This window comes from Cohnella pontilimi (assembly GCF_005049045.1).
Taxonomy (GTDB): Bacteria; Bacillota; Bacilli; order Paenibacillales; family Paenibacillaceae; genus Cohnella; species Cohnella pontilimi.
This window is the reverse complement of the sequence record NZ_SUPK01000012.1, coordinates 16,638-38,899: the sequence shown is the minus strand read 5'-3', so window position 1 is coordinate 38,899 and position 22,262 is coordinate 16,638. Positions and strand designations below refer to the sequence as shown.

The window sequence follows — 22,262 nt, the reverse complement described above, 5'->3', positions numbered from 1 at the left end:
GTATTAGGATGGGCTTATTGTCTTTACTAGTCATGCCGCTAAAGCCCTTATCCTTTCCCAGGAATAAATTCGCTTGGAACGACGTATAATGAGTTTGTTTTGGGCAAATGACTGGTTAAAGGGTGCCATTGTGCCGCCAATTAGCGCATAAGGGCTTTTCTTTGTTTTTGTGTTGAAGCAGACTGAAGGGGTGAGGTTAAGTTGGCAGGACATCTTGTTCAGTACGGCCGTCGCACGCGACGCAGCTATTCCCGCATCAATGAGGTGTTGGAGGTCCCGAACCTGATCGAAATCCAGCAGCAATCGTACCAGAAATTTTTGGACGAGGGTTTGCGGGAAATTTTTCAGGACATTTCGCCGATCCAGGATTTCACCGGTAATCTCGTGCTGGAGTTTATCGACTACAGCTTGGGAGAACCGAAGTATTCCGTCGACGATTCGAAGGAACGCGATGTCACCTATGCGGCTCCGCTGCGTGTGAAAGTTCGCCTGCTCAACAAAGAAACCGGAGAGGTGAAGGAGCAGGAAGTGTTCATGGGCGATTTTCCGCTCATGACGGAAACCGGCACATTCATCATCAACGGTGCGGAACGCGTAATTGTCAGCCAATTGGTTCGTTCCCCGAGCGTTTATTACAACAATAAAATAGATAAGAACGGAAAGAAAACCTATACCGCGACGGTAATACCGAATCGCGGAGCTTGGCTTGAGCTGGAGACGGACGCCAAGGACATCATTTATGTGCGGATCGACCGGACCCGGAAAATTCCGGTGACCGTGCTGCTGCGCGCCCTCGGTTTCGGCACGGATGCCGAAATTCTCGATTTGCTCGGTCAAGACGAATATATTCGCAATACGCTCGAGAAAGACAACACGGATTCTACGGAGAAAGCGCTCATCGAAATTTACGAGCGTCTTCGTCCGGGCGAACCGCCGACCTTGGAGAACGCGCGCAGCCTGCTGATTGCCCGTTTCTTCGATCCGAAGCGGTATGACTTGGCCAACGTAGGCCGTTATAAACTCAACAAGAAGCTGCATATCAAAGACCGTCTGTTCGAACAACGTCTGGCGGAATCGCTTGTCGACGCTTCCACTGGGGAAATTTTGGCGGAAGCAGGCCAAATCATGGAACGCCGCTTGTTGGATCGCATTTTGCCGGCGCTCGAGCAAAACGTAGGCTTCAAAACGCACCGCGTTGTGGGCGGCGTCAATGAGACCGACGATATTCCGCTGCAAACGATCAGCGTATTCTCGCCGCACGAAGAAGGCAAAGTGGTAAAGCTGATTTCCAACGGCGTCATCGATAAATCGGTGAAGCATATTACGCCGGCGGATATTATTAGCTCCATTAACTATTTCATCAACTTGCTGCACGGTATCGGCACGACCGATGATATCGACCATCTCGGCAACCGCCGTTTGCGTTCGGTGGGCGAGCTGCTGCAGAACCAGTTCCGGATCGGTTTGTCCCGGATGGAGCGCGTCGTTCGCGAACGTATGTCCATTCAGGACCAGAATGCGATCACGCCTCAGGCGCTGATCAACATTCGTCCGGTAATTGCTGCCATTAAAGAGTTTTTCGGCTCGTCGCAGCTGTCCCAGTTCATGGACCAGACGAACCCGCTCGCGGAACTGACGCACAAACGTCGTCTGTCCGCTCTCGGACCCGGCGGTCTGACGCGGGAACGCGCAGGCTTCGAAGTCCGCGACGTCCATCCGTCCCACTATGGCCGGATGTGTCCGATCGAGACGCCGGAAGGTCCGAACATCGGTTTGATCAACTCCTTGTCCACGTATGCCCGGATCAACGAATACGGGTTTATCGAGGCGCCGTACCGCAAAGTCGACGCCAAAACGAACCGTTTGACGGAAGAGATCGTTTATATGACCGCCGATGAAGAATACAACTACATCATCGCGCAGGCGAACGCGAAGCTGAACCCGGACGGTTCTTTCGCGGAAGAGAATGTCATCGTGCGCTATAACAAACAGGCGGACAACATTCTTACGATGCCCAGCGACCGTGTTGATTACATCGACGTATCGCCTAAGCAGGTTGTTTCCGTCGCGACGGCGATGATCCCGTTCCTGGAGAACGACGACTCCAACCGCGCTTTGATGGGATCGAACATGCAGCGCCAAGCGGTTCCGCTGCTCGTTCCGGAAGCTCCTTTTGTCGGCACCGGCATGGAGCATAAGTCCGCCAAAGACTCCGGCGTATGCGTGGTATCCAAGTACGACGGCGTCATCGAACGCGTGACCGCCAACGAAATCCAGCTTCGCCGCATCGAACTGGTGGACGGCAAAGAGGTTCGCGGCGACATCGTCAAATACAAGCTCCACAAATTCATGCGGTCCAACCAAGGGACATGCATCAACCAACGTCCGCTGTGCCGCAGAGGCGACATCGTGAAGAAGGGTGACATTCTCGCCGACGGTCCATCCACGGAAATGGGCGAAATGGCGCTCGGACGCAACGTTGTCGTGGCGTTCATGACGTGGGAAGGTTACAACTACGAGGATGCGATCCTCCTCTCCGAGAAGCTGGTGCGGGAAGACGTCTACACCTCGATTCACATTGAAGAATACGAATCCGAAGCGCGGGACACCAAGCTCGGACCGGAAGAAATTACGCGCGACATCCCGAACGTCGGGGAAGACGCGCTCCGCAACCTCGATGAGCGCGGAATTATCCGCGTCGGTGCGGAAATCGGCGCAGGCGATATCTTGGTCGGTAAAGTAACGCCGAAAGGCGTGACCGAGCTGACGGCGGAAGAGCGGCTGCTCCATGCGATTTTCGGTGAGAAAGCGCGCGAAGTGCGCGACACCTCGCTGCGTGTGCCTCACGGTACAGACGGCATTGTGGTCGACGTGAAAGTGTTCACCCGCGAGAACGGAGACGAATTGCCGCCTGGCGTCAATCAGCTCGTACGGGTTTACATCGCGCAGAAACGCAAAATTTCCGAAGGCGACAAAATGGCCGGACGCCATGGTAACAAAGGGGTTATCGCCCGGATTCTTCCGGAAGAAGATATGCCTTTCATGCCGGACGGCACACCGGTTCAGGTCGTGCTTAACCCGCTGGGCGTTCCTTCCCGGATGAACATCGGACAGGTGCTGGAAGTACACTTGGGCATGGCTTGCAGAAGCCTTGGCATTCACGCCGCAACACCGGTATTCGACGGCGCGACGGAGTATGACGTGTTCGACACGATGGAAGAAGCCGGCATGCAGCGCAACGGCAAGACGAGGCTGTTCGACGGACGCACGGGCGAACCGTTCGAGCGCGAAGTGACCGTCGGCGTCATGTATATGATCAAACTGGCTCACATGGTCGACGACAAAATCCACGCCCGTTCCACAGGTCCGTACTCTCTCGTTACGCAGCAGCCGCTGGGCGGTAAAGCGCAATTCGGCGGCCAGCGCTTCGGGGAGATGGAAGTGTGGGCGCTCGAAGCCTACGGTGCCGCTTATACCTTGCAAGAGATTTTGACGGTGAAATCCGACGACGTCGTCGGCCGCGTCAAAACGTACGAATCGATCGTCAAAGGCGAGAACGTGCCGGAGCCGGGCGTTCCGGAATCGTTCAAAGTTTTGATCAAGGAGCTCCAGAGCCTCGGGATGGACGTCAAAATCCTGACCGAAAACGAAGAAGAGATCGAAATGAAAGAAATGGACGACGAAGACGATGCTGCGGGCGACAAGCTGAACTTGAACCTCGAGGGTGCGGAAGTCGGCGTAGAGTAATCAGATCTGACGCCGCCTCGCATGCGAGGACGTCGTTGAACGTTCGAAATCTCAGCAACGATGAAGGAGGGCTTGCTCCTTGTTAGACGTAAACAACTTTGAGTTTATGAAAATCGGACTCGCGTCCCCCGATAAGATCCGGTCCTGGTCGCGCGGCGAAGTTAAAAAGCCGGAAACGATCAACTACCGGACACTGAAGCCGGAGAAGGAAGGTTTGTTCTGCGAGAAAATTTTCGGTCCGACGAAGGACTGGGAATGTCATTGCGGCAAATACAAGCGTGTCCGTTATAAAGGCGTCGTCTGCGACCGCTGCGGCGTCGAAGTCACCCGTGCCAAAGTACGCCGCGAGCGCATGGGCCATATCGAATTGGCTGCTCCGGTGTCTCACATTTGGTATTTCAAAGGCATTCCGAGCCGTATGGGTCTTGCCCTGGACATGTCGCCGCGTTCGCTGGAAGAGATCATTTATTTCGCTTCCTACGTCGTGACCGACCCGGGCGACACGCCGCTCGAGAAGAAGCAGCTGCTTTCCGAGAAAGAATACCGCAGCTATCGCGAGAAGTACGGTTATGCGTTCCAGGCCGGCATGGGTGCGGAAGCCGTCAAAAAGCTTCTGCAGGACATCGACCTCGACCGTGAGCTGGAGATGCTCAAGGAAGAGCTGCGCACCGCGCAAGGCCAGCGCCGCAACCGCGCGATCAAGCGGCTGGAAGTCGTCGAATCGTTCCGCAATTCCGGCAACCTGCCGGATTGGATGATTCTCGACGTGCTGCCGGTCATCCCGCCCGAACTGCGCCCGATGGTGCAGCTGGACGGCGGCCGGTTCGCGACGAGCGATTTGAACGATCTGTACCGCCGCGTCATCAACCGGAACAACCGGCTGAAGCGTCTGCTCGATCTCGGTGCTCCGGACATCATCGTCCAGAACGAGAAGCGGATGCTGCAAGAAGCGGTCGACGCTTTGATCGACAACGGCCGCCGCGGCCGCCCGGTAACGGGTCCCGGCAACCGTCCGCTCAAATCGCTGAGCCATATGCTCAAAGGGAAACAAGGCCGTTTCCGCCAAAACCTTCTCGGTAAGCGCGTGGACTACTCGGGCCGTTCCGTTATCGTCGTAGGTCCGAGCCTCAAGATGTACCAATGCGGCTTGCCGAAGGAAATGGCGCTCGAGCTGTTCAAGCCTTTTGTCATGAAAGAGTTGGTGCTTAAAGGCCTGGCTCATAACATCAAAAGCGCGAAACGCAAAGTGGAGCGCGTCAGCCCTGAGGTATGGGACGTTCTGGAGGAAGTCATCAAGGAACATCCGGTGCTCCTGAACCGCGCGCCTACGCTTCACCGTCTCGGGATCCAGGCGTTCGAGCCGATTCTCGTGGAAGGCCGCGCCATCAAGCTTCACCCGCTCGTATGTACGGCGTACAACGCCGACTTCGACGGAGACCAAATGGCCGTTCACGTGCCGTTGTCCGCTGAAGCACAAGCAGAAGCTCGTTTGCTGATGCTCGCTTCCGGCAACATTTTGAACCCGAAAGACGGCAAACCGGTCGTCACTCCTTCGCAGGACATGGTTTTGGGATGCTATTACCTGACCATGGACAACAAGGAAGCTCCGGGTTCGGGCATGCGTTTTGCCACCGTTCACGAAGCGGTTTCCGCTTATCAGCGTGAACCGAGCCGCATTTCGTTGCACGCCCGCGTAACCATTCCGGTTCGCGAGTTGAAGAAGAAGACGTTTACGCCGGAACAGCAAAATTCTTTGATTGTGACGACGATCGGCAAAATCATTTTCAACGAGATATTCCCGGATACGTTCCCATATATCAACGAAGCGACGAAAGAGAATTTGCTTAAAGGTACGCCGGATAAGTATTTCGTATACGACAAAGGCGCCGACCTTGATCAGATTATGGCCGACATCCCAACTCCGGGTGCGGTTGGCAAAGAGTATTTGGGACAAATCATCGGCGAATGCTTCCGCATTTACCATACGACCCAAACTTCGGTTATTCTCGATCGGATTAAGCAGCTGGGCTTCACCTACTCGACGAAGGCCGGCATCACGATCGCCGTTGCCGACGTAATCGTTCCGCAGGAGAAATTCGATATCCTGAAGAACTCCGAAGAGAAGGTTAAAGTCATCACGACGCAGTACCGCCGCGGTTTGATCACCAACGAAGAACGGTATGACCGCGTCATCGAGATCTGGAGCCGGGCGAAGGACGAAATCACGGACATCCTGATGAAGTCCATGGACCGCTACAACTCGATCATGCTCATGGTCGACTCCAAAGCGCGGGGCAACAAATCGCAGATCACCCAGCTGGGCGGTATGCGCGGTCTCATGGCCAACCCGTCCGGACGCATCATCGAGCTGCCGATCTTGTCGAACTTCCGCGAAGGCCTCACGGTATTGGAGTACTTCATCTCCACGCACGGCGCGCGTAAAGGTTTGGCGGATACGGCGCTCCGGACGGCCGACTCGGGTTACCTGACACGCCGTCTCGTCGACGTGGCGCAAGACGTCATCGTTCGCGAAGAAGACTGCGGAACCGACAAGGGCATCATGGTCTCCCGCATCGAGGACGGCAAGGAAGTCATCGAAGACTTGTTCGACCGGATCGAAGGACGTTATGCGTTCGAAACCGTCCGTCATCCGGAAACGGGCGAAGTACTCGTGAACGTCAACGAGCTGATCGACACGCCGAAGGCGGAAATGATGATCAAAGCCGGCGTCAAGCGGCTGCAGATCCGCTCCGTACTCAGCTGCCGCGCCCGTCACGGCGTGTGCAAAATGTGCTACGGTCGTAACCTGGCCACCGGCAAACAAGTTGAGATCGGCGAAGCGGTCGGCATCATCGCCGCGCAATCGATCGGCGAGCCCGGAACGCAGCTCACGATGCGTACGTTCCACACCGGCGGTGTTGCCGGCGACGACATCACGCAAGGTTTGCCGCGTATTCAGGAACTTTTCGAGGCCCGCAACCCGAAAGGTCAAGCGATTATCTCCGAAATCGACGGCGTGATCAAAGAAATCCGAGAGACGAAGGACCGCCGCGAAATCGAAGTGCAGGGCGAAGCCGAAACGAAAGTGTATCCGGTCAGCTACGGATCCCGTATCCGTGTCAGCCAAGGCATGCACATCGAAGCCGGCGACGAATTGACCGACGGTTCGATCGACCCGAAAGAAATGCTGCGCATCAAAGGCATCCGCGGCGTGCAGAACTATATTCTTCAGGAAGTTCAGCGCGTATACCGGAACCAAGGCGTAGAAATCAACGACAAACACGTGGAAGTCATGATCAAGCAAATGCTTCGCAAAATCAAAATCGTCGATCCGGGCGATACGATTTTGCTGCCTGGAGCATTTGTGGATATCCACGAGTACGAAGCCGCGAACCGCGAAGCCATCTTGAGCGGCAAAGAGCCGGCGGTTGCCCGCCCGGTATTGCTCGGGATTACCAAAGCTTCGCTGGAGACCGATTCGTTCTTGTCGGCCGCGTCTTTCCAAGAGACGACACGCGTGCTTACCGACGCTGCCATCAAAGGCAAAGTCGACCGCCTGCTCGGCCTGAAGGAGAACGTGATTATCGGCAAGCTCATCCCTGCGGGTACGGGAATGTCGCGCTACCGCAATATCCGCGTCGTTTCTCCGCTTGATGAGGCGGAAGAAGGAACGGCCGAATTGGAGCCTGTTACGGCAGAGTAACCTGGACGATCGATTCTAACCCCTAAGGCGGCCCTAACGGGCCGCCTTTTTATCACGAACGACGACAATTCCGATAATCTGATCAAACGCATCAATGTAGGCAGCGCAGGGATAACCGGCGATCAACTGCTTCAGAAATTGCACATTTATGATCAGAACGGATCAAGACGATAAGTTTTCTTGACACCGACATGCCGAGATGCTACTATGTTTGAGTGTGTGCGCGACGAAATCTTTCTGTGCCCATGGAGGTCGGTGTCCCTTGACAGCGAACGACAACGGTTTGCAGGAAGGTAGAGTCAGAATCGGCACGAAACAGACGATGAAGGCGGTCGAGCTCGGCGAAGCCGTCGAAGTATTCGTCGCTCAAGATGCAGATCCCCGTTTGGTATCGAGGATTGTCCAATTGTGCGGCCAGAGAGGCGTTAAGCTGACGCACGTGGATACGATGAAGAACCTGGGTAGAGCATGCGGTATTGAAGTGGGCGCGGCCATGGCCGCGGTCGTTGAGGAATAAGCATTTCGGGTTTGCTTCGGAAGCTGCCTTTAAGGGAGAATTTCCGGTGCTGCCCTTTCTCGTTTCTCAAAATGAACCGCCTGGATCTGTGGGCTTTGCATCGTGGCATCGTAGTCTTCATTTTGCTTGATAATCGTTAGGGGAAGGGGGTGGCAACATGCCAACAATTAACCAACTCGTTCGTAAAGGACGTCAACCGAAAGTCGTCAAATCGAAATCTCCTGCGCTGCAAAAGGGCTTCAACGCTCTGAAGCGTATCGAGACCGATCTGAGCGCGCCTCAAAAACGCGGGGTTTGCACCCGTGTAGGCACGATGACGCCGAAGAAACCGAACTCCGCACTCCGTAAATATGCGCGTGTACGTCTTACGAACCGCGTAGAGGTAACTGCCTACATTCCGGGGATCGGCCACAACCTGCAGGAGCACAGTGTCGTGCTTATCCGCGGCGGCCGTGTAAAAGACCTTCCGGGTGTACGTTACCACATCGTCCGCGGCGCTCTTGACACCGCAGGCGTGAATAACCGGATGCAAGCTCGTTCCAAATACGGCACGAAACGTCCGAAAGCTAAGAAATCTTAATGATGCATGACGGTGTATCATTCACCGGATACGGCAGCAACATGAAATGAGAAAGGAGGAACATCGATGCCTCGCAAAGGACCAGTACCGAAACGGGACGTTCTCCCGGATCCGGTATACAATAGCAAGCTTGTTACTCGTCTGGTTAACCGCATCATGATCGACGGGAAGAAAGGTGTTGCTCAACAACTGTTGTACAATGCCTTCACGTTGATTCAGGAGCGCACCGGTAAAGACCCTATGGACGTTTTCGAAGCGGCCATCAAGAACATCATGCCGGTGTTGGAAGTAAAAGCACGCCGTGTCGGCGGTGCGAACTACCAGGTTCCGATCGAAGTGAAGCCGGAGCGCCGTACGTCGCTCGGACTTCGTTGGCTCGTGAACTACTCCCGCAACCGCGGCGAGAAGACAATGGAAGAACGTTTGGCAGCTGAAATTATCGACGCTTCCAACAACACGGGAGCAGCCGTGAAGAAGCGTGAAGACACGCACAAAATGGCGGAAGCGAACAAAGCGTTCGCTCACTACCGCTGGTAATCGAAGGGAGACCAACCATGGCAAGAGAGTTCTCCTTACAAAATACGCGCAATATCGGTATCATGGCGCATATCGATGCGGGTAAAACGACGACTACGGAACGGATTCTGTTCTACACCGGCCGTCTTCATAAAATCGGCGAAGTGCACGAAGGCGCCGCGACGATGGACTGGATGGAGCAGGAGCAGGAGCGCGGCATCACGATTACGTCCGCCGCTACGACCGCTCAGTGGAAAGGTCACCGCATCAATATCATCGACACCCCGGGTCACGTTGACTTTACGGTGGAAGTCGAGCGCTCCCTTCGCGTATTGGACGGAGCTGTCGGCGTATTCAGCGCCAAAGAAGGCGTAGAGCCGCAATCCGAGACGGTTTGGCGCCAAGCTGACCGTTACGGCGTACCGCGTATCGCGTACGTAAACAAAATGGATATCATCGGGGCTGACTACCTCAACGTCGTGAACGACATGAGAGAGCGCCTCGGTGCCAACGCTGTCGCCATTCAATTGCCGATCGGCGCAGAGAACGACTTTGTAGGCATGATCGACCTGGTTGACATGGTCGCATACACCTACAAGGATGATCTCGGCAAAGATCCGGTCAAGGGCGAAATTCCTGCCGAGCTGAAAAGCAAAGCGGAAGAACTTCGCGCTGAATTGGTGGAGAGAGTGGCTGAGCTCGACGAAGAGTTGATGATGAAGTATCTGGAAGGCGAAGAAATCACCATTCCGGAACTGAAGAAAGCTCTTCGCAAAGGCGTCGTCGAAGTGAAAATCTTCCCGGTCGTCTGCGGCTCGTCTTACCGCAACAAAGGCGTTCAGCTGGTGCTGGACGCAGTTGTGGACTACTTGCCTGCACCGACCGACGTACCGGACATCCAAGGCCACTTGGAAGACGGCACGGAAACGACCCGCAAATCCGCAGACGACCAACCGTTCTCTGCGCTTGCATTCAAAATCATGACCGACCCGTTCGTCGGTAAGCTCACGTTCTTCCGCGTATACTCCGGTGTACTGAACTCCGGATCTTACGTTGTGAATGCAACGAAAGGCAAGCGGGAACGGATCGGACGTATCCTTCAGATGCACGCCAACAGCCGTCAAGAAATCAGCGAAGTTTATGCTGGTGACATTGCCGCTGCAGTAGGCCTGAAAGATACGACCACCGGCGACACGCTGTGTGACGAGAAGAATCCGGTTATCCTCGAGTCGATGAACTTCCCTGAGCCGGTTATCCAGCTTGCGGTTGAGCCGAAAACGAAGGCCGACCAAGACAAAATGGGTATCGCTCTGCAGAAGCTGGCCGAAGAAGATCCGACCTTCCGCGCCCACACGGACGAAGAAACCGGACAAACCATCATCGCCGGTATGGGTGAGCTCCACTTGGAGATCCTCGTAGACCGTATGCTCCGCGAATTCAAAGTCGAGACGAATGTCGGTAAACCGCAGGTTGCTTACCGCGAGACTTTCAGAACGTCTGCGAAGGTCGAAGGCAAGTTCGTTCGCCAATCCGGCGGACGCGGTCAATACGGCCATTGTTGGGTTGAGTTCGAACCGCTCGAGCCGGGCTCCGGCTACGTGTTCGAGAGCAAGGTCGTCGGCGGTGCCATTCCGCGGGAGTATATCGCTCCTATCGGCGCTGGTATCGAAGAGTCGATGAAGAACGGTGTCCTCGCAGGCTTCCCGCTTGTTGACGTAAAAGCCACCGTATTCGACGGCTCGTACCATGATGTTGACTCCTCCGAGATGGCGTTCAAAATCGCCGGCTCCATGGCGCTTAAAGCAGCGAAGGACAAGTGTAATCCGGTACTGCTCGAGCCGATCATGAAAGTCGAAGTTACCGTTCCGGAAGAGTACATGGGCGACGTAATGGGTATGCTGAACTCCCGTCGCGGACGTATCGAGGGGATGGACTCGCGCCACGGCGCGCAGATCATCCGCGCGAAAGTTCCGTTGTCCGAAATGTTCGGCTACTCCACAACGCTTCGTTCCGGTACGCAGGGCCGCGGGGTATTCTCGATGGAACTGTCCCACTACGAAGAAGTGCCGAAATCGATCTCGGAAGAAATCATCGCGAAGTCGAAAGGCGCATAAGTTTCAAAATTGTGATAGCGGACGGGCAGGGGAATGCGGGTGACGCATCTCCCGCCCTCCACCAATAAACACCTTTTACTTATGAGGAGGCAAATTACCAATGGCAAAGGCTAAGTTTGAACGTAACAAACCGCACGTTAACATCGGTACCATCGGTCACGTTGACCACGGCAAAACGACAACGACGGCTGCTATCACGACGGTTCTTTCCAAAAAATACGGCGGCTCTGCTGTCGCATTCGACCAAATCGACAAAGCGCCGGAAGAGCGCGAGCGCGGTATCACGATCTCCACGGCTCACGTTGAGTACGAAACTCCGAACCGTCACTACGCTCACGTTGACTGCCCCGGACACGCTGACTATGTTAAAAACATGATCACCGGCGCAGCTCAAATGGACGGCGCGATCCTGGTTGTTTCCGCCGCTGACGGCCCGATGCCGCAAACGCGCGAGCACATCCTGCTCTCCCGCCAAGTAGGCGTTCCTTACATCGTCGTATTCTTGAACAAGTGCGACATGGTAGAAGACGAAGAACTACTTGAGCTGGTTGAAATGGAAGTTCGCGACCTGCTGAGCGAGTATGAGTTCCCGGGCGACGACACGCCGATTATCCGTGGTTCCGCTCGTGAAGCTCTGCAAAATCCGGACGGCCCTTGGGCTGACAAAATCATTGAGTTGTTCGAACAAATCGACACTTACATCCCGACACCGGAACGCGCTACCGACAAGCCTTTCCTGATGCCGGTCGAGGACGTGTTCACGATCACGGGCCGCGGTACGGTTGCTACGGGCCGTGTTGAACGCGGTATCGTTAAAGTAGGCGACGAAGTTGAAATCGTCGGTCTGTCTGAAGAACCTCGCAAGACGGTCGTTACGGGCGTTGAAATGTTCCGTAAGCTGCTTGACCAAGCGCAAGCTGGCGACAACGTCGGTGCACTGCTTCGCGGTGTAGACCGTAAAGACATCGAGCGCGGTCAAGTTATCGTTAAGCCGGGTTCGGTTAAGCCTCACACTGAGTTCACCGCTCAAATCTACGTTCTGACCCAAGCTGAAGGTGGCCGTCACAAGCCTTTCTTCACGGGCTACCGTCCGCAGTTCTACTTCCGGACGACTGACGTAACGGGCATCATCAACCTGCCGGAAGGTACGGAAATGGTTATGCCGGGCGACAACATTACGGTTACGGTTCAACTGATCTCGCCGATCGCTATCGAAGAAGGCACGCGTTTCGCTATCCGCGAAGGCGGCCGTACGGTAGGCGCAGGCGCAGTTGCTTCCATCCAGAAGTAATAAGCGTCAAGGCATCCCTTCGGGGATGCCTTTTTGCTTCTATTATTAAGGAAGCATCGCGTACGTCAAATTCCTTTCTTCTAATAAGGAAGGATCTTGGTCGGTGTTCTGTCTCTCTCCAGCCGCTCCTTGTCCAACCCTTGCTCTGAAACAATGGATATTGAGGTTGCAAGGCTTGGACAAATGCGGACGTAAACTCTTCCGAGATACAGAAGCAACTTTTTTCATTCCTTAATAATAGAAGCAAAACAGCGAACATCCCCGAAAAGATGCAGACGCTTATTGGGGGTTAAGGGTGGGGCTAAGCTGGTGGCTTGCAGCTAAGGTAATATTGACTAATTACTCCAAGGCGGCGGCTGAGTGGCATACCGGCTAAAGTGCCGTTATTTTCCCGGAAATCGGAGGTTTGGTGGGGGATAAAGGCTAAAGTGCGGTTATCTTCGGTTCGATCGCGGGATTTGGATCGGTTTGGCTGAAAATTACTGTATTTGAGCGGTTAGTTGCTTGAATAGATCGGATTCATACTGAAATAACTGTACTTTGGCCGTTAGATGATTGAATGGAGCGGATAGGTACAGTGAGTTGGCGGAATGGGTCGGCTAGAAACATGAATGTTGCAAAGCGAGTTGACAACTTCGATCATTATGCGAAAGTTGATAAAAATTTTGTTGCAATCGCCCGGACGGGTCGCTATAATAGTGAATGTTGGTCTGTGACTGTGCGATGATGTGAGAGGTTGCCGACACACCCGGCCCCTTTGCCATAGAGTGGTTGATCGGGGAGCGTCGGGTTATTCTCACGGAGTATGTCCGATTCCAAAATTGGGCGAATGAAGGAGGGAACTTCTATGGCGAAGCAAAAAATCCGTATCCGCTTGAAAGCCTACGATCACCGCGTACTGGATCAATCCGCGGAGAAAATCGTAGAGACGGCGAAACGTACCGGTGCAGGTGTATCGGGTCCGATTCCGCTGCCGACCGAGAAGCAGATCATTACGATCCTGCGCGCGGTGCACAAGTATAAGGATTCGCGTGAGCAATTCGAAATGCGCACGCACAAGCGTTTGATTGACATCGTCAATCCTACGCCGCAAACGGTAGATGCGCTGATGCGCCTTGACCTGCCGTCCGGCGTTGACATCGAAATCAAGCTCTAATCTAAATCGAGACGCAGATCTCATATCGGAAAAGGAAAAGAGGTGTCAACATGAAAGGAATCTTGGGACGTAAACTCGGAATGACTCAAGTGTTCGCGGCAGACGGAAGCGTAGTGCCGGTCACGGTCATTGAAGCAACTCCGAGCGTCGTGCTTCAGAAGAAAGACGAAGCCAACGACGGATACGAAGCGATCCAGCTCGGTTTCGCCGACAAGCGCGAGAAGCTTGCGAACAAACCGGAAACAGGCCATGCCAAAAAAGCCAACACGGCGCCCAAGCGCTTCATCCGCGAAATTCGCGGTGCCGATCTGGCGAGTGTCGAAGTAGGCCAAGAGCTGAAAGTCGACATTTTCGCGGAAGGTGAATTTGTTGACGTAACGGGCATTTCCAAAGGTAAAGGAACGGCAGGCGCAATCAAACGCTGGGGCATGTCCCGCGGCCCGATGGCGCACGGCTCCAAATACCACCGCGGTAACGGTTCTCTCGCGACAATCCGCGACGCAAACCGCGTACCGAAAGGCAAGAAAATGCACGGCCGTCTCGGCGCTGAAACGATCACGGTACAGAACCTCGAAGTCGTTAAAGTCGACACAGAGCGTAACGTATTGTTGATCAAAGGCTCCGTGCCAGGCCCGAAGAACGCATATCTTAAAATTCGCGCATCGGTGAAGAAATAATCTGCATCGAACAAGAAAGGAGGACCACTCATGCCGAAAGTGGCTGTATATAACGTGGACGGAAGCCAAGTTGGAGAACTTCAACTGGCAGACGGCGTGTTCGGAATCGAACCGAATACCCACGTCCTGCACAGCGCGGTTGTGCTTCAACAAGCTGCCGTGCGTCAAGGCACCCACAAAACGAAAGGCCGTTCCGAAGTTCGCGGCGGCGGTCGTAAACCATGGAAACAAAAAGGCACCGGACGTGCCCGTCAAGGCTCGATCCGCGCGCCTCAATGGAAAGGCGGCGGTATTGTCTTCGGACCGACACCGCGCAGCTACGGCTTCAAGCTTCCCCGCAAAGTTCGTCGTTTGGCGATTCGATCTGCATTGTCCAGCAAAGTCGCTGGCAACGGAATCATCGTTCTGGATCAACTGAGCTTGGCCCAGCCGAAAACGAAGGACTTCGCGAAAATTTTGAACAATCTCAAAGTCGCGCGCAAAGCGCTCGTCGTGACCGCAGACTTTGACAATAATGTAGCCTTGTCCGCACGTAACATTCCAGGCGTCAAATTCGTCGCCGCAGAAGGAATCAACGTGCTCGACGTGATGGTTCATGATCAATTGATCATTACCAAGGACGCGGTTGCGAAGGTAGAGGAGGTGTTCGCGTAATGAAAAATCCCCGTGATGTCATTAAACGGCCGGTCATTACCGAACGCACCAGCGAGTTCATCGATCAGCTGAAATATGTGTTTGAAGTGGACCTCAAAGCCAACAAAACCGAAATCAAGCAAGCCGTAGAGCAAATCTTCAAAGTGAAGGTTGCCAGCGTCAACACGATGCGAGTACCGGCGAAGCCGAAACGCTACGGCCGCTACAACGGCTACACTTCCGAATGGAAGAAAGCGATCGTTCAACTCGAAGAGGGCAGCAAGCCGCTTGAGTTTTTCGAAGCTTCCGTATAAGAACGAATCTTTGAAGTAAGGAGGGAATCCGAGTGCCAGTCAAAAAGTTTAATCCGACCACGCCGAGCCGTCGTCAAATGACGGTATCCACGTTCGAAGAGATCACAACTTCGACGCCGGAGAAATCGTTGCTCGCACCGCTGAGTAAAAGAGCGGGCCGCAACCACCAAGGCAAACTGACGGTTCGTCACCAAGGCGGCGGTCATAAGCGCAAATACCGCATCATCGACTTCAAACGCAACAAAGACGGCGTAGTCGGCCGCGTAGCGACCATCGAATACGATCCGAACCGTACGTCTTACATCGCGCTGATCAACTACCTGGACGGAGAGAAGCGCTACATCATCGCTCCGAAAGGCTTGAAAGTCGGCGACGAAATCATGTCCGGCCCTGAGGCTGACATCAAGGTGGGCAACGCCCTTCCGCTGGAGAACATCCCGGTCGGTTCCGTTATCCACAACATCGAGCTGAAGCCTGGCAAAGGCGGCCAAATGGTTCGTTCCGCCGGCACGAGCGCTCAGCTGCTCGGTAAAGAAGACCAATACGTCACGATCCGCCTCGCATCCGGCGAGATCCGCCGCGTACTGAAACAATGCCGCGCTACGATCGGTACCGTCGGCAACCAAGACCATGAGCTGATCAACATCGGTAAAGCAGGACGCAACCGCCACTTGGGCAAACGCCCGGTAGTCCGCGGTGTCGTCATGAACCCGGTCGATCACCCGCACGGCGGCGGCGAAGGCCGCGCTCCGATCGGACGGAAGTCCCCAATGTCTCCTTGGGGCAAGCCGACTCTTGGTTACAAAACACGCAAGAAGAAAAAAGCTTCGAGCAAATATATTGTGCGTAGCCGCAGCAAGTAATACGCACAGCGGTATGAACGATAAACCCTCGATTGAAGGGAGGATTTCTCCATGGGTCGCAGCCTGAAAAAAGGACCTTTTGTGGATGATTATCTCTTGAAGAAAGTGGACGAACAATCCGCTTCCAATAAGAAGGCCGTCATCAAAACGTGGTCCCGCCGCTCTACGATTTTCCCGCAGTTTGTGGGCCACACTTTCGCCGTGTATGACGGACGCAAGCATGTTCCGGTATACGTTACGGAAGACATGGTCGGACACAAGCTCGGCGAATTTGCGCCGACGCGTACGTTCAAAGGACACACGGACGACGACAAGAAAACCGGCAAACGATAATCGACCCTGCGACGTGCGATCAAAGGCAACGCGCCTCCGGCGCGGCTTGATCGTCGCGTGACGTAACGTATGGGAGGAGGTACAACGATGTCTCAGCAAGCCAAAGCACATGTGAGCAACATTCGCATCCCGGCTCGGAAAGTCCGCCTGGTCGTCGATTTGATCCGCGGCAAGAAAGTGGGCGAAGCGATTGCGATTTTGCGCCACACGCCGCGTTCCGCTTCTCCGGTTTTGGAAAAGCTTCTCAACTCGGCGATCGCCAACGCTGAACACAACTACCAATTGGACGTGAACAAACTGGTCGTTTCGGAAGCTTTCGTTAACGAAGGCCCGACCATGAAACGGTTCCAGCCGCGTTCCCAAGGCCGTGCGTTCAGCATCTTCAAGCGCACCAGCCACATTACGCTGGTCGTATCCGAAAAATAAGGAGGGACAACGTGTGGGTCAAAAAGTAAATCCGGTCGGTCTTCGCATCGGCATCATCCGTGATTGGGAATCCAAGTGGTATGCCGGCAAGGACTTCGGCGATCTTCTAATGGAAGACGTCAAGATCCGCGAATTCCTCAAAAATAAGCTGAAAGACGCCGCTGTTTCCCGCATTGAAATCGAACGTGCGGCAAACCGCGTGAACGTTACGATCCACACCGCCAAGCCGGGCATCGTGATCGGTAAAGGCGGAGCCGAAGTCGAAGTGCTTCGCGGTCAACTCGCGAAACTGACGAACGGCAAAAAAGTTCATATCAACATTTCCGAAATCAAAAACCCGGAACTGGACGCTATCCTTGTTGCCGAGAGCATTGCGCAGCAATTGGAGCGCCGCACTTCGTTCCGTCGTGCCATGAAACAAGCTATCCAACGTACACAGCGCGCCGGCGCCAAAGGGATCAAAACCTCGGTCAGCGGCCGTCTGGGCGGAGCGGAAATCGCTCGTACGGAAGGTTACAGCGAAGGTACGGTTCCGCTGCACACTCTGCGTGCGGACATCGACTACGGCACGGCTGAAGCTCATACAACTTACGGCCGTATCGGCGTGAAAGTATGGATCTATCGCGGCGAAGTCCTTCCGACGAAGAAAAGAGCCACTGAGGAAGGAGGCAACTGATCATGTTGATCCCAAAACGCGTCAAACACCGCAAGCAGCATCGCGGTAAAATGAAAGGCATGGCCAAAGGCGGCACGGAAGTGCACTTCGGCGAATACGGCCTGCAAGCGATGGAACCGGCTTGGGTCACGAACCGTCAAATCGAAGCCGCTCGTATTGCCATGACCCGTTACATTAAACGGGGCGGTAAAGTATGGATCAAAATTTTCCCTTCCAAACCGATCACCCAAAAGCCTCTTGAGGTTCGGATGGGTAGCGGTAAAGGTAACGTAGAAGCATGGGTTGCCGTAGTTAAGCCGGGCAAAATTTTGTTCGAGCTTGCCGGCGTATCCGAGGAGATCGCACGTGAAGCAATGCGTCTCGCGGCTCACAAGCTGCCGATCAAGACGAAGTTTGTGAAACGTGAAGAACTGGGTGGTGAAGCAAATGAAGGCCAGTGAATTCCGCAACCTGACTTCGGCTGAGCTCGAACAAAAGGTCGCCGGTTTCAAGGATGAGCTGTTTAACCTCCGTTTCCAACTGGCTACCGGCCAGCTGGACAATCCGCACCGCATCAGCGAACTGCGGAAAGAAATCGCCCGGGCCAAAACGATTTTGCGTGAGCGTGAACTCGGCATCGGTTGAATAAATCTCACCGGACGATAATGCCGGGAGGAAGGAGGATTTACTCTTGAGCGAACGACACAACAACCGTAAAGTTCAGATCGGTAAAGTAGTCAGCGATAAAATGGACAAAACGATCGTGGTAGCTGTCGAAACGTACAAAAAGCACAGCCTGTACCATAAGCGCATCAAGTATACGAAGAAGTTCAAAGCGCACGACGAAAACAATGAGGCTCAAATCGGAGATACCGTGAGAATCATGGAAACCCGCCCGCTGTCGAAGGACAAAACGTGGCGCCTGGTTGAAATCACCGAGAAAGCCGTCACCTTGTAAGACATTTCACCTGTGAGTGAAAGGAGGACCCCGCGATGATTCAACCGTTTACGCGCCTGGCAGTTGCCGACAACTCCGGAGCGAAAGAATTGATGTGCATTCGCGTATTGGGCGGTACGGGACGCCGCGTAGGACACATCGGCGATCTGATCGTTGCTTCCGTTAAACAAGCAACACCCGGTGGCGTTGTCAAAAAAGGCGACGTTGTGAAGTGCGTCATCGTTCGTACGAAGCGTTCGACCCGCCGCAAAGACGGATCTTATATCGCCTTCGACGAGAACGCAGCCGTTATCGTGAAGGAAGACAAGAGCCCGCGCGGCACACGTATCTTCGGACCAGTCGCTCGCGAACTTCGCGAACGCGACTTCATGAAAATCATTTCCCTGGCACCGGAAGTTCTGTAAGAACACGGTCTCGGACTTAAGAGCAGAAGGCAGGAGGTGTACCCATGCCCCGATTGAAAAAAGTGCTGGAATCGCACAACAATAAGCTGCACGTGAAGAAAGACGATAACGTCATCGTGATCACGGGCAAAGACAAAGGCAAGAAAGGCCGCGTCATCGCCGCTTACCCGCGTGAGAATCGCGTGCTGATCGAAGGCGTCAACATGGTGAAACGCCATACGCGCCCGAACCCGAACAATCCGCAAGGCGGCATCATCGAGCGCGAAGCACCGATTCACGTATCTAACGTGATGCACATCGATCCGAAGAGCGGCAAGCCGACCCGGATCGGTCACAAAGTACTCGATAACGGCAAGAAAGTCCGGATCGCCAAGCGTTCCGGTCAGGAGATCGACTAATCGCAATAAAGGACGGAAAGGAGGTCCCTGTGACACATGGCAGCAAGAATGAAAGAACGTTTCGTTAACGAAATTACTCCTGCCCTGATGCAGAAGTTCGACTACAAATCGGTCATGCAGGTTCCGAAAATCGAGAAAGTCGTCATCAACATGGGTGTCGGCGAAGCTGTCCAGAACTCTAAAGTGCTGGACGCGGCGGTTGAAGACATGCAGAAGATCGCCGGTCAAAAACCGGTTATCACCCGGGCGAAGAAATCCATTGCTGGATTCCGCCTTCGCGAAAACCTGCCGATTGGTGTGAAGGTTACCTTGCGCGGTGACCGGATGTACTACTTCCTCGACAAACTGTTCAACATCGCATTGCCTCGCGTACGCGACTTCCGCGGTGTATCGAACAAATCGTTCGACGGACGCGGTAACTATACGCTCGGTCTGAAAGAACAGCTGATTTTCCCTGAAATCGAATATGACAAAATTGATAAAATCCGCGGTATGGACATCGTCATCGTAACCACGGCACAATCGGACGAAGAAGCTCGCGAGCTGCTCACCCAATTGGGCATGCCGTTCACGAAGTGACGATAGCCCCCGCCTAACCCACTGGGAGGTGTGATAGCAAGTGGCAAAAACGTCGATGAAAATTAAGCAACAACGCGCTCCGAAGTTTGCTGTCCGTGCCTACACGCGCTGCGAGCGCTGCGGCCGTCCGCATTCCGTATTCCGCAAGTTCAAAATCTGCCGGATCTGTTTCCGTGAGTTGGCATACAAAGGCCAGATTCCTGGCGTCAAAAAAGCGAGCTGGTAATCAGCCTAGTTAGGGAAGGAGGTTTACCCCATGGTCATGTCTGATCCTATTGCAGATATGCTGACGCGCATTCGTAACGCGAACCTCGTGCGTCACGAGAAAGTTGAACTGCCTGCGTCGAAGGTGAAGAAAGAAATTGCTGAAATCCTGAAGCGCGAAGGCTTTATCCGCGACGCTGAGTACGTCGAGGACAGCAAGCAAGGGCTGATCCGCATTTTCTTGAAATATGGTCCGAACAATGAGCGTGTTATCACCGGGCTGAAGCGTATCAGCAAACCCGGTCTGCGCGTATATACGAAATCTACTGAAGTTCCGCGCGTGCTGGGCGGCCTCGGCATCGCGATCATTTCCACATCCAAAGGCATTGTCACCGACAAGGAAGCTCGTCAAGGCAAAGCCGGCGGCGAAGTTCTCGCTTACGTTTGGTAATTTAACCCGCATAAGACAGGAGGTGTACCCATGTCCCGTATCGGACGCAAACCGATCCAGGTGCCTAACGGCGTGAACGTGAACCTGGACAACAACGTCATTACCGTCAAAGGACCGAAAGGAACTTTGACGCGCGAATTGCATAAAGACATGAAGATCGTGGTGGAAACCGACGCGATTAACGTCGAGCGCCCATCCGATAACAAGCTCCACCGCTCCCTGCACGGCACGACACGAAGCGTCGTCGCCAACATGGTGAGCGGCGTAACCGAGGGTTACGCGAAAAACCTCGAACTCGTGGGCGTCGGATACCGCGCTAGCAAATCCGGCGAGAAACTCGTTCTGAATGTAGGTTATTCTCACCCGGTGGAGTTCACTCCGCAGAACGGCATCGAGTTCGAAGTGCCGGCTCAAAACCGCATCATCATCCGCGGCATCGATAAAGAAATGGTCGGCGAAATCGCGGCCAAAGTACGGTCGGTCCGCCCGCCTGAGCCGTATAAAGGCAAAGGGATCAAATACGAAGGCGAACGCATCCTCCGCAAAGAGGGCAAAGCCGGCAAGAAGAAGTAATTTAGGTAGTTGCGGGTGGTTAAGAGCTGCCTAGATGCAACGCCGAGAAGGGAGTTAAACTCGGAATGATTACCAAAGCGGACAAAAATAAAGCCCGTCTGAAGCGTCATCTTCGTGTGCGTAAGAAGATCACGGGTACAGTCGAACGTCCCCGCCTCGCCGTGTTCCGTTCTTCCAAGCATATCTATGCTCAGCTGATCGATGACGTAGCTGGCGTTACGCTGGCAAGCGCATCTACGGTAGACAAGGAACTGTCCGGACAAGTCGGCAACGGCGGCAACGTCGAAGCGGCTCGCAAAGTGGGCGAACTGATCGCCAAGCGCGCGAAAGAAAAAGGTCATGAGAACGTCGTGTTCGATCGCGGCGGTTACTTGTACCACGGAAGAATTCAAGCACTGGCAGACGCGGCTCGCGAAGCTGGTCTTCAGTTTTAATTATTTTAGGACACAAGGAGGGTTAACGACTTGCGTGTAGATCCGAATACGTTGGAACTGACGGAAAAAATGGTCCAAATCAATCGTGTCGCGAAAGTCGTCAAGGGCGGCCGCCGTTTCAGCTTCAGTGCGCTCGTCGTCGTAGGCGACGGCAAGGGCTGGGTCGGTGCGGGCATCGGTAAAGCCGGCGAAGTGCCGGACGCGATCCGCAAAGGCGTCGAAGACGCGAAGAAAAATCTCGTATACGTTCCGCTGGTTGGCACGACCATTCCGCACGCCGTAGTAGGACATTTCGGCGCCGGCAAAGTGCTGCTGAAACCGGCATCCGAAGGTACGGGCGTTATCGCAGGCGGTCCTGTCCGTGCGGTGCTCGAATTGGCCGGTGTCGGCGACATTTTGACGAAATCGCTGGGTTCTTCCAACTCCATCAACATGGTAAATGCGACGTTGGAAGGTCTTTCCCGGCTGAAACGCGCCGAAGACGTGGCGAAACTCCGCGGCAAAACCGTGGAAGAGCTGTTGGGTTAAGGAGGGGTATAAGATGGCGAAACTGCAAATCACCCTCAAGCGCAGCCTGATTGGACGTCCGGAGAACCAACGCCAGACGGTCAAGTCTCTCGGTTTGCGCAAGACGAATTCGACTGTTGTAAAAGAAGACAATGCGGCCATCCGCGGCATGATCAACACGATCAGCCACCTGGTCGAAGTGAAAGAAGTATAAGCAACAACTGCCTGA

The 22,262-nt window shown here is 54.3% G+C and carries 27 protein-coding genes; all 27 read left to right on the top strand.

The annotated features are described in order from the left end of the window. Nucleotides 1-201 precede the first annotated feature (201 nt). Nucleotides 202-3,747, top strand: coding sequence for a DNA-directed RNA polymerase subunit beta (gene rpoB, locus E5161_RS19650; RefSeq protein WP_136779584.1), 3,546 nt, complete (start codon nucleotides 202-204; stop codon nucleotides 3,745-3,747). 79 nt (nucleotides 3,748-3,826) lie between these two features. Further along, the gene (gene rpoC, locus E5161_RS19645; protein WP_136779583.1) at nucleotides 3,827-7,450 is read left to right on the top strand and encodes a DNA-directed RNA polymerase subunit beta'; all 3,624 of its coding nucleotides are present in this window, start codon (nucleotides 3,827-3,829) and stop codon (nucleotides 7,448-7,450) included. Nucleotides 7,451-7,712: 262 nt separating this feature from the next. Continuing rightward, nucleotides 7,713-7,967 carry a ribosomal L7Ae/L30e/S12e/Gadd45 family protein gene (locus tag E5161_RS21200; RefSeq protein ID WP_281279895.1) on the top strand — a complete coding sequence of 85 codons (255 nt, stop codon included), beginning with the start codon at nucleotides 7,713-7,715 and terminating at the stop codon, nucleotides 7,965-7,967. A 157-nt stretch (nucleotides 7,968-8,124) separates the two neighbouring features. Then, nucleotides 8,125-8,547 carry a 30S ribosomal protein S12 gene (rpsL, locus tag E5161_RS19635; protein WP_136779581.1) on the top strand — a complete coding sequence of 141 codons (423 nt, stop codon included), beginning with the start codon at nucleotides 8,125-8,127 and terminating at the stop codon, nucleotides 8,545-8,547. A gap of 66 nt (nucleotides 8,548-8,613) precedes the next feature. Then, nucleotides 8,614-9,084, top strand: a complete 471-nt coding sequence (rpsG, locus tag E5161_RS19630; RefSeq protein ID WP_136779580.1) for a 30S ribosomal protein S7 — start codon at nucleotides 8,614-8,616, stop codon at nucleotides 9,082-9,084. Between the two features lie 17 nt (nucleotides 9,085-9,101). Further along, nucleotides 9,102-11,177 carry an elongation factor G gene (gene fusA / locus E5161_RS19625; RefSeq protein ID WP_136779579.1) on the top strand — a complete coding sequence of 692 codons (2,076 nt, stop codon included), beginning with the start codon at nucleotides 9,102-9,104 and terminating at the stop codon, nucleotides 11,175-11,177. 100 nt (nucleotides 11,178-11,277) lie between these two features. Continuing rightward, nucleotides 11,278-12,468 carry an elongation factor Tu gene (gene tuf, locus E5161_RS19620; protein WP_136779578.1) on the top strand — a complete coding sequence of 397 codons (1,191 nt, stop codon included), beginning with the start codon at nucleotides 11,278-11,280 and terminating at the stop codon, nucleotides 12,466-12,468. Between the two features lie 847 nt (nucleotides 12,469-13,315). After that, entirely contained in the window at nucleotides 13,316-13,624 is a 309-nt protein-coding gene (gene rpsJ, locus E5161_RS19615; protein ID WP_116065558.1) for a 30S ribosomal protein S10, read from the top strand. 50 nt (nucleotides 13,625-13,674) lie between these two features. Further along, nucleotides 13,675-14,301 (top strand): 50S ribosomal protein L3, encoded by a 627-nt coding sequence (gene rplC / locus E5161_RS19610; protein ID WP_136779577.1) that lies wholly within the window; start codon nucleotides 13,675-13,677, stop codon nucleotides 14,299-14,301. Nucleotides 14,302-14,331: 30 nt separating this feature from the next. Next, a complete protein-coding gene (rplD, locus tag E5161_RS19605) occupies nucleotides 14,332-14,955 on the top strand; it encodes a 50S ribosomal protein L4 (RefSeq protein ID WP_136779576.1) in 624 nt (207 codons plus the stop codon). Next, nucleotides 14,955-15,248 (top strand): 50S ribosomal protein L23, encoded by a 294-nt coding sequence (gene rplW, locus E5161_RS19600; RefSeq protein ID WP_136779575.1) that lies wholly within the window; start codon nucleotides 14,955-14,957, stop codon nucleotides 15,246-15,248. Before rplD ends, rplW begins: the two co-directional genes overlap by 1 nt. 32 nt (nucleotides 15,249-15,280) lie before the next feature. Further along, entirely contained in the window at nucleotides 15,281-16,111 is an 831-nt protein-coding gene (gene rplB, locus E5161_RS19595; protein ID WP_136779574.1) for a 50S ribosomal protein L2, read from the top strand. Between the two features lie 51 nt (nucleotides 16,112-16,162). Continuing rightward, nucleotides 16,163-16,444, top strand: a complete 282-nt coding sequence (gene rpsS, locus E5161_RS19590) for a 30S ribosomal protein S19 (protein WP_136779573.1) — start codon at nucleotides 16,163-16,165, stop codon at nucleotides 16,442-16,444. An 87-nt stretch (nucleotides 16,445-16,531) separates the two neighbouring features. Next, complete coding sequence (gene rplV / locus E5161_RS19585) at nucleotides 16,532-16,870, top strand: 50S ribosomal protein L22 (protein WP_136779572.1); 339 nt, start codon at nucleotides 16,532-16,534, stop codon at nucleotides 16,868-16,870. Nucleotides 16,871-16,883: 13 nt separating this feature from the next. After that, entirely contained in the window at nucleotides 16,884-17,546 is a 663-nt protein-coding gene (rpsC, locus tag E5161_RS19580; protein WP_136779571.1) for a 30S ribosomal protein S3, read from the top strand. A gap of 2 nt (nucleotides 17,547-17,548) precedes the next feature. Further along, nucleotides 17,549-17,986 carry a 50S ribosomal protein L16 gene (rplP, locus tag E5161_RS19575; RefSeq protein WP_123042124.1) on the top strand — a complete coding sequence of 146 codons (438 nt, stop codon included), beginning with the start codon at nucleotides 17,549-17,551 and terminating at the stop codon, nucleotides 17,984-17,986. Then, on the top strand, nucleotides 17,973-18,170 hold the full coding sequence (gene rpmC, locus E5161_RS19570) for a 50S ribosomal protein L29 (RefSeq protein WP_123042123.1): 198 nt from the start codon (nucleotides 17,973-17,975) through the stop codon (nucleotides 18,168-18,170). The genes rplP and rpmC overlap by 14 nt, the downstream gene beginning before the upstream one ends. A gap of 46 nt (nucleotides 18,171-18,216) precedes the next feature. Next, nucleotides 18,217-18,483, top strand: a complete 267-nt coding sequence (gene rpsQ, locus E5161_RS19565) for a 30S ribosomal protein S17 (RefSeq protein ID WP_136779570.1) — start codon at nucleotides 18,217-18,219, stop codon at nucleotides 18,481-18,483. 35 nt (nucleotides 18,484-18,518) lie between these two features. After that, entirely contained in the window at nucleotides 18,519-18,887 is a 369-nt protein-coding gene (gene rplN, locus E5161_RS19560; RefSeq protein ID WP_136779569.1) for a 50S ribosomal protein L14, read from the top strand. A 44-nt stretch (nucleotides 18,888-18,931) separates the two neighbouring features. Beyond that, on the top strand, nucleotides 18,932-19,285 hold the full coding sequence (gene rplX / locus E5161_RS19555) for a 50S ribosomal protein L24 (protein WP_211246766.1): 354 nt from the start codon (nucleotides 18,932-18,934) through the stop codon (nucleotides 19,283-19,285). A 36-nt stretch (nucleotides 19,286-19,321) separates the two neighbouring features. Next, nucleotides 19,322-19,864, top strand: coding sequence for a 50S ribosomal protein L5 (rplE, locus tag E5161_RS19550; RefSeq protein WP_136779568.1), 543 nt, complete (start codon nucleotides 19,322-19,324; stop codon nucleotides 19,862-19,864). A gap of 40 nt (nucleotides 19,865-19,904) precedes the next feature. After that, a complete protein-coding gene (locus tag E5161_RS19545; protein WP_136779567.1) occupies nucleotides 19,905-20,090 on the top strand; it encodes a type Z 30S ribosomal protein S14 in 186 nt (61 codons plus the stop codon). 30 nt (nucleotides 20,091-20,120) lie between these two features. Then, nucleotides 20,121-20,519: a 30S ribosomal protein S8 gene (gene rpsH, locus E5161_RS19540; RefSeq protein WP_136779566.1), complete on the top strand. Its 399-nt coding sequence runs from the start codon at nucleotides 20,121-20,123 to the stop codon at nucleotides 20,517-20,519. Between the two features lie 30 nt (nucleotides 20,520-20,549). Continuing rightward, the gene (gene rplF, locus E5161_RS19535) at nucleotides 20,550-21,092 is read left to right on the top strand and encodes a 50S ribosomal protein L6 (RefSeq protein WP_136779565.1); all 543 of its coding nucleotides are present in this window, start codon (nucleotides 20,550-20,552) and stop codon (nucleotides 21,090-21,092) included. A 65-nt stretch (nucleotides 21,093-21,157) separates the two neighbouring features. After that, nucleotides 21,158-21,526, top strand: coding sequence for a 50S ribosomal protein L18 (rplR, locus tag E5161_RS19530; RefSeq protein ID WP_136779564.1), 369 nt, complete (start codon nucleotides 21,158-21,160; stop codon nucleotides 21,524-21,526). A gap of 30 nt (nucleotides 21,527-21,556) precedes the next feature. Next, entirely contained in the window at nucleotides 21,557-22,054 is a 498-nt protein-coding gene (gene rpsE / locus E5161_RS19525; protein ID WP_136779563.1) for a 30S ribosomal protein S5, read from the top strand. 13 nt (nucleotides 22,055-22,067) lie between these two features. Beyond that, nucleotides 22,068-22,247 carry a 50S ribosomal protein L30 gene (gene rpmD, locus E5161_RS19520; protein WP_136779562.1) on the top strand — a complete coding sequence of 60 codons (180 nt, stop codon included), beginning with the start codon at nucleotides 22,068-22,070 and terminating at the stop codon, nucleotides 22,245-22,247. Nucleotides 22,248-22,262: the final 15 nt, after the last annotated feature.

Excerpts from the sequence above, each read along its gene's own strand:
- rpsH (WP_136779566.1), top strand. The coding sequence starts at position 20,121 with ATGGTCATGTCTGATCCTATTGCAGATATGCTGACGCGCATTCGTAAC.
- rplX (WP_211246766.1), top strand. The coding sequence starts at position 18,932 with ATGCCCCGATTGAAAAAAGTGCTGGAATCGCACAACAATAAGCTGCAC.
- rplC (WP_136779577.1), top strand. The coding sequence starts at position 13,675 with ATGAAAGGAATCTTGGGACGTAAACTCGGAATGACTCAAGTGTTCGCG.
- rplR (WP_136779564.1), top strand. The coding sequence starts at position 21,158 with ATGATTACCAAAGCGGACAAAAATAAAGCCCGTCTGAAGCGTCATCTT.
- rpsL (WP_136779581.1), top strand. The coding sequence starts at position 8,125 with ATGCCAACAATTAACCAACTCGTTCGTAAAGGACGTCAACCGAAAGTC.
- rpmC (WP_123042123.1), top strand. The coding sequence starts at position 17,973 with ATGAAGGCCAGTGAATTCCGCAACCTGACTTCGGCTGAGCTCGAACAA.
- fusA (WP_136779579.1), top strand. The coding sequence starts at position 9,102 with ATGGCAAGAGAGTTCTCCTTACAAAATACGCGCAATATCGGTATCATG.
- rpmD (WP_136779562.1), top strand. The coding sequence starts at position 22,068 with ATGGCGAAACTGCAAATCACCCTCAAGCGCAGCCTGATTGGACGTCCG.
- rplP (WP_123042124.1), top strand. The coding sequence starts at position 17,549 with ATGTTGATCCCAAAACGCGTCAAACACCGCAAGCAGCATCGCGGTAAA.
- rpsJ (WP_116065558.1), top strand. The coding sequence starts at position 13,316 with ATGGCGAAGCAAAAAATCCGTATCCGCTTGAAAGCCTACGATCACCGC.
- rplW (WP_136779575.1), top strand. The coding sequence starts at position 14,955 with ATGAAAAATCCCCGTGATGTCATTAAACGGCCGGTCATTACCGAACGC.
- rplE (WP_136779568.1), top strand. The coding sequence starts at position 19,322 with ATGGCAGCAAGAATGAAAGAACGTTTCGTTAACGAAATTACTCCTGCC.
- rpsG (WP_136779580.1), top strand. The coding sequence starts at position 8,614 with ATGCCTCGCAAAGGACCAGTACCGAAACGGGACGTTCTCCCGGATCCG.
- tuf (WP_136779578.1), top strand. The coding sequence starts at position 11,278 with ATGGCAAAGGCTAAGTTTGAACGTAACAAACCGCACGTTAACATCGGT.
- rplN (WP_136779569.1), top strand. The coding sequence starts at position 18,519 with ATGATTCAACCGTTTACGCGCCTGGCAGTTGCCGACAACTCCGGAGCG.
- rplV (WP_136779572.1), top strand. The coding sequence starts at position 16,532 with ATGTCTCAGCAAGCCAAAGCACATGTGAGCAACATTCGCATCCCGGCT.
- rplF (WP_136779565.1), top strand. The coding sequence starts at position 20,550 with ATGTCCCGTATCGGACGCAAACCGATCCAGGTGCCTAACGGCGTGAAC.
- rpsS (WP_136779573.1), top strand. The coding sequence starts at position 16,163 with ATGGGTCGCAGCCTGAAAAAAGGACCTTTTGTGGATGATTATCTCTTG.
- rplD (WP_136779576.1), top strand. The coding sequence starts at position 14,332 with ATGCCGAAAGTGGCTGTATATAACGTGGACGGAAGCCAAGTTGGAGAA.